Source organism: Pedobacter sp. 01T416_2 (assembly GCF_056398925.1).
In genome coordinates this window covers 1-6,620 of the sequence record NZ_JBFTQI010000298.1, presented here as the reverse complement: position 1 = coordinate 6,620, position 6,620 = coordinate 1, and the positions used below count along the sequence as shown (strand labels likewise).

The 6,620-nt window shown below is 39.1% G+C and carries 5 protein-coding genes; 1 reads left to right on the top strand and 4 read right to left on the bottom strand.

From position 1 onward, the window contains the following. The first annotated feature begins 111 nt into the window (after positions 1–111). The gene (locus AC1DPQ_RS13810) at positions 112–846 is read left to right on the top strand and encodes a L,D-transpeptidase family protein (protein WP_477580170.1); all 735 of its coding nucleotides are present in this window, start codon (positions 112–114) and stop codon (positions 844–846) included. Between the two features lie 92 nt (positions 847–938). Here the strand turns inward: AC1DPQ_RS13810 and fabG are convergent, their stop codons facing one another. The 4 genes from fabG to AC1DPQ_RS13790 all read right to left on the bottom strand — a co-directional run bounded on the left by fabG (position 939) and on the right by AC1DPQ_RS13790 (position 6,289). Continuing rightward, on the bottom strand, positions 939–1,682 hold the full coding sequence (fabG, locus tag AC1DPQ_RS13805) for a 3-oxoacyl-[acyl-carrier-protein] reductase (protein ID WP_477609788.1): 744 nt from the start codon (positions 1,680–1,682) through the stop codon (positions 939–941). A 138-nt stretch (positions 1,683–1,820) separates the two neighbouring features. Beyond that, complete coding sequence (locus tag AC1DPQ_RS13800) at positions 1,821–2,897, bottom strand: agmatine deiminase family protein (RefSeq protein ID WP_477580174.1); 1,077 nt, start codon at positions 2,895–2,897, stop codon at positions 1,821–1,823. Positions 2,898–3,021: 124 nt separating this feature from the next. Beyond that, positions 3,022–3,897, bottom strand: a complete 876-nt coding sequence (locus AC1DPQ_RS13795; RefSeq protein ID WP_477609786.1) for a carbon-nitrogen hydrolase — start codon at positions 3,895–3,897, stop codon at positions 3,022–3,024. A 424-nt stretch (positions 3,898–4,321) separates the two neighbouring features. Continuing rightward, the gene (locus tag AC1DPQ_RS13790; protein WP_477609784.1) at positions 4,322–6,289 is read right to left on the bottom strand and encodes an SPFH domain-containing protein; all 1,968 of its coding nucleotides are present in this window, start codon (positions 6,287–6,289) and stop codon (positions 4,322–4,324) included. Positions 6,290–6,620: the final 331 nt, after the last annotated feature.

Here is a 6,620-nt window from a genome sequence, read left to right as displayed (position 1 = left end):
GCACCCAACTCTGTGTACTTCGTGCCTTTCCTCGGTGACCTTTGTGGTAAAAAAAAGAGAACGCTATGCGCTCTGTGGTTAAATCCCTATTTTTAAACCAAATCAAAATTTATGAAATTAATCTGTTTAACGTTTCTACTGTCTCTAAGCCTTATGGTAAATGCCCAAAATAATTTTAAAGCCACTCAAATTAAGTTTGAAAGAGTAGAAAAGGCCTACAGTGAAAAATGGGAAACGATGAGAAAATTTGTTGTGGCAGGTGGCTATGGTGATCAGTTTTCGATGTTGATCAATGCCTATAAAACTGAAGGAAAACTAGAGATTTGGTTAAAAAATAATTCGGCAAAAACATATTCGTTGTTTAGAACATATGATTTCTGTGCACATTCTGGCACCATTGGTCCAAAAGTGATTGAAGGAGATGGGCAAACACCGGAAGGTTTTTATTACATTAACGTTTTTAACCCGATGAGTAATTTCCATCTATCGTTAGGCGTGAATTATCCAAACGCTGCAGATTATGCCCGAACTGGAAAGGGCAGAAAACCTGGAAGTGATATTTACATCCATGGTAATTGTGTAACCGTAGGTTGCATTCCTTTAACAGACGAAAAAATAAAAGAAGTTTATATTTTAGGGGTTGAGGCCAGAAATGCAGGCCAGGAAAAAATTCCGGTTAACATCTATCCTTTTAAAATGACAGATGGTAATATGAAGAAATATATTGCTCAATTTCCTACACAGGCTAGTTTTTGGAAATCGTTGCAGGTAGGCTATTTAGCTTTTGAGAAAAATAAAAACCAAGCAAATGTAAGTGAGGTAAAAGGGAAATATATTGTAAAATAGTTGGAGCGTTTTAATGTTAAAAGGTTGGAATGTTACAAGGCTACGTTTTCAAACCTTTCAACCTTCCAACCTTTCAATCTCTTAACCTTCTCTTACAGCATCCCACCGCAAACAGATAAAGTTTGGCCAGTTACGTAAGCACTCATATCTGAGGCTAAGAACACGCAAACATTGGCAATATCTTCAGTTTCCCCAGCACGTTTTAATGGAATATCTTTTTCCCATCCTTCAACAACTTTCGGATCAAGAATATCTGTCATTTCGGTGCGGATAAATCCTGGTGCCACTACGTTGGCACGGATATTTCTCGAACCTAATTCTTTAGCAATTGATTTGGTAAAACCGATGATACCAGCTTTAGATGCAGCATAATTTGCTTGTCCGGCATTACCTGTAGTGCCCACAATAGACCCCATATTGATAAAAACACCTTTACGGGCTTTCATCATTACTTTAGAGGCCGCTTTGGTTACGTTGAAAATCGATTTTAGGTTAATATTGATCACATCATCCCAGTTTTCTTCGCTCATACGCATCAATAAACCATCTTTGGTAATACCCGCATTGTTTACCACGATATCAATGGCACCAAATTCAGCTACGATATCATTGATCAATTGCTCCGCTTCGGCAAATTTAGAAGCATCAGAACGGTAACCTTTAACTTTTGTTCCAAAGCTTTGTAATTCCTGCTCTAAAGCTTCACCTTTTTCTACTGATGATAAATATGTGAAAGCCACATTAGCGCCCTGCTCGGCAAATTTTTCAGCTATTTTACGGCCGATTCCTTTAGATGCGCCTGTAATTAATGCTGTTTTTCCTTCTAATAATTTCATTATGAAATGTTGTAAAGTTGAAATGTTTTAATGTTGTAAAGTTAATACTAAAAACCAAATTGACTAATGAGTTTTGACTAATGCTCAGGATGACAACCACGCAAATTTGACTAATGACTTTTGACTAAAGACTCAGGACTAAACAGCTGGTTCTTGCTGGCTCAAACAATGAAAGCTTCCCAATCCCCAAATAATATCAACCGAATTGATACCGATCACTTTGCGATCAGTGAAACAGCCTTGAATAATATCTAAAGCTTTCTGGTCGTTTACATCATCAAAAACCGGAACAATTACAGCCGCATTAGCGATGTAAAAATTTGCATAAGATGCAGGCAGGCGAGTATCTTCATGAATAACCGGCGATGGCATTGGCAATTGAACAATATTCAATGATCTGCCATCTTTCAGCTTCATGGCTTTTAAAGCCTCTAGATTCTCTTGTAACAAGATATAATTTTCATCCAGCGGATTGCTTTCTACAACAGTTAAAACCGTATCCTCGTTTACAAAACGCGTAATATCATCAATGTGGCCGTCTGTATCGTCGCCAACGATTCCATCTCCTAACCATAATACCTGATCTTGACCATAATATTCAAGCAAATATTGTTCAATCTGCTCTTTGGTTAAATGCGGATTACGGTTTTCGTTCAACAAACAAGCAGTGGTGGTTAAAACCGTTCCTGCGCCATTAAATTCTACTGAACCTCCTTCCATCACAATATCTGGTGTAAACAAAGGTAAATCGAAATGTTGGGCAATTTTTGTCGGAACCACATCATCCAGGTCAAACGGAGGATATTTTCCACCCCAGGCGTTGTATCCCCAATCTACAACAGCCTTTTCATTTCCTTTCTGCAAAAACGCAGGACCGTGATCGCGGCACCAGGCATCGTTGGTTTCATTAAAATAAAATTCAATCTGACTTAAATCGGCATCTACTTTTGTTAATTCAGAAACAGCAAAAGCTTTCATTTCTTCATCTTTCACATTGATGCGTACCTTTTCGCCTTCGGTAACAGCTTTAATAAATTGGCAATATGGTTCGTAAATAGTTTCGATTTTATCTGGCCAAGAGGCTTCTTTATGTGGCCAGCTTAACCAAGTTGCCTCATGTTTTACCCACTCGGCAGGGAAAGCATAACCTTGTTGTTTCGGTGAATAATCGAATTGATTGATACTTAAATCTTTTTTAGGAGGGAAATTTGACATTTCGTGTAGTCTTTTAATTTAAAGGTGTCACATTGAGCTTGTCGAAATGTTAAGTCCTTCGACAGGCTCAGGATGACACCCATGTATGGTTTTCGCTTTAAGCTTTGGTCTTTAACCTTTCTGCTTAGTCCCCATCAATATATCTCTTCGTAATCGGCTGGTAAGAATCAATTCTTCTGTCTCTTAAAAAAGGCCAGTGTTTACGGAAGAAATCAGATTCTGATAAATTCAGTTCAACTACCTCGGTTTCTTCCTGATCGTGAGAACCTAAATAAAGTATTTTGCCTTGTGCGTTTGTGGCGAAACTTCCACCCCAGAATTTCATGGCACCATCTTGCTCAAAGCCTACGCGGTTTACACTCACTACAGGCACACCATTTGCAACCGCATGCGAACGTTGAATGGTTTGCCAAGCATTATATTGATCTTGATTGGTTTCTTCATCCTGATCGGTAGCCCAGCCAATTGCAGTTGGATAAAACATGATATCTGCACCCATTAATGCTGTAATACGTGAAGCTTCCGGATACCATTGATCCCAACAGATCAGGATACCAATTTTAGCAAACTTGGTTTGAAAAACCTTGTAGCCTAAATCGCCAGGGGTGAAATAAAACTTTTCATAATAAGCCGGATCATCAGGAATATGCATTTTACGGTATTTACCTAAATATGAACCATCAGCATCTAAAACCGCAGTTGTATTGTGGTATAAACCTTCAGCACGTTTCTCAAACAAAGAAGCGATAATTACCACACCCAATTCTTTGGCTACCACTTGTAAAGCATCAGTAGATGGTCCAGGAATAGCTTCAGCTAAATCGAAATTGTCGTAATCTTCAACATCGCAGAAATACAAAGAAGTAAAAAGCTCTTGCAAACACACAATCTGTGCGCCTTTTGCAGCTGCTTCCCTTACTTTAACAATCGCTTTATCTAAATTTTCTTGTTTATCTTTAGTACAACTCATTTGTACCAAGCCAACTTTTACTTTCTTCATTTTTTAAAATTATTGGATGAGCGAATGATGGAATGAATGAATTATTAAGCCATTCAATCATTCAAAATTCTATCATTCTAAATCTGGCTGCAAAGTTACTATTTTGTTTAAAAGTAGAACGGCATAATAATGTAATTGTTTTTCGGAAAAGCAAAATGTAAGTGGAACCAAATGTTATATTTATAATACGAATTTGCCTTTGTTCGATTATATTACAAGCCCAATGATTTTTTTTGGTTGCTTTGCCCAACGCGATCGTCATGCTGAATTTATTTCAGCATCTTTTATATCATTAAGACCCTGAAATAAATTCAGGGTGACGTAGCTGATAAAAAAACCTAAAAATATTCTACTAATTATCGATGGGATTACAACAAAAAGCCCCGATTCTCATCGAGGCTTTCCGTTTTACTTTAAAACCAAATTAAGGGTTTATATTGTCCTTTTTAGGTTTTGCTTTTGTTTCTACAATTTCTGCAACCGCTACCACTTCTTTCCGCTGTGCTGGGTCCATCAACTCCATCAACTTCAATCCCAATAGCCCATCCATTGCTGAACCGCCGTGATTACCTCCACTACCACCAATCAGTACATCAGGAATCAGTTTCACATTACCTTTCGATAACTCTTCGGTAATTTTGTAACGGGTAAAGTTTTCGCCGCCCAAAGCTTTCACAGCAAGTTCGTAAGCTTCGGCGGTTGATTTACCTACCGCTAAAATTTTACCTGCTTCTGCATTACCGGTTAACGAAATCTGTTYAGCCTCTGCTGATGCCCTTAACTTAATCGCTTCCGAATCGGCCTGTGCTCTTGCTTTGGTGGCTTCAGCCTCTGCATGCGCCCTCATTTTTGTAGCCTCAGCCTCTGCTCCTACAGCTAATTTTACGCCAGCCGCATCACCTTCAGATTTTTTAACGGTTGCACTTGCCGTACGTTCGGCAATCTCTACACTTTGTTGTGCCTTCACAATATCTTTCTGCATATCGGCAATCGCGGTTTCTTTCTCCATCCCCTGGCGTGTTTCCTGTGCCTGTTTCTGGGTTTCGTAAGTAACCTTTTGTTCTTCTGCAATTTTACGGTCGGTTAAGGTTTTCATTAACGATTCTGGCGGAACAATATCACCAATTAACGTATCAACCGCATTTACGTTATACTCATCAAGCACTTTACGGATATGTTCTTTAGCCGATTCCTGACGCTCTTTACGGGTACTTAAGAAAGCAATCACATCACTTCCTTGTGCGGAGTTACGGAAATAGTTACCAATGGTGGGTTCTAAAACCTGCGAAACCAAATTCACCATATTACCAAAACGTGCAATTACTTTAGGAGCTTCTGTAGTTGGTACGTGAATAATCTGCGCGACATCCAAATTGAACGGGAAACCATCTTTAGAACGTACGGTAATGGTTGATAGGTTTTTATCCAGATTATGCGCCTCACTACGCGCCGATGCCCAGTTTAATACCAAATTGGTTGTTGGTACCAGTTCTACCTTCATAATGTATTTGTTAATCGGATATTTACCCGGACCAAGTGGCTCGAGCCAAACACCTTTAGAACCTTTTCCGACAATATTACCGTGTTTAAAGTCTGCACCGGTTAAGTCATTTCCGTCTGTACCAATAAATGAGATTACAACACCAACATAACCGATTGCAATTTCGGTCATCGGAATTTCCTCTAATTGGATTGYCCATGGATTGAGGTTATAAGAACCCGCCAAAATTACCTGGGGCTGCAAACCACGGTTACCACCTTGTTTTATAAAGGCATCGAAATCCTGGAAATTGTTGTGTCCATCAACAAGCTTGCCCGCAATTTGATTGGCCTCAATCGGTAAACCATCTAAAGTGGTTACAATGCCCACCATGCTTTCCTGAATGCGAATCATATCCGTAACAGAAACCTGAAACAGCATCGTATTGATACGATAAGAACCCGAGGTAATGTAAGACGTTTGCCGGCCTCGCTGACCACCATTTTCGAGAAACTTCACCGCATCCTGAAAGTTATCAGATTCTACCCTTTGCCCAAGGATATTCCCCGTTGGGATTTCGGAACCATCTTTGGCCATAATCAGTCCGATTTTCCCTTCAGGAATAATGGTAAACTGTTCCATCGTTACACTGTACTGCCAAAACCACATCCCGAAGTACAATCCTGGCGCCAGTGTTTTTCCCTGGAAACCGGCTTCGCCTTTAACCGCGATGATGCGACCATCGGGCAGCTCCCGATCGGAACCAAAGAGCACGAATTTTTTAGTAATCAACCCGATTCTATCTTCGGGTACGATGACCATCCCGAATAAGAAACGTAAAATATATTTGTATAAAACTATGCACAACAGTGCCACTAAAACCCACCAGTAATTAGAAATGAGCGCTTCCATAATCTTTTATATTTTCTATTTTTTTAACCTGATAAACCATTTATCAAGCACGATATAGATATCAAACGGCGTGCTTTGTTACCATTTTTAACACTTATTTTTTAACTATTTTTTATTGATTTTAAGGCCTCAAAGATGACTCAGGATCGATTTTCGAAAGAATACCAACTGCAGATGACATTTTCAGGAATACCCCGCCTCAACGCTTATAAACCACAAAAACTAACCTTTTGGGTTTTATTGAATACCTGAGGAAATTTTAAATGTATAATTAACAATTAATAGAAAAAAGCTGTCCTTTTTTAGACCTATACAATTGACCAAATTGGAG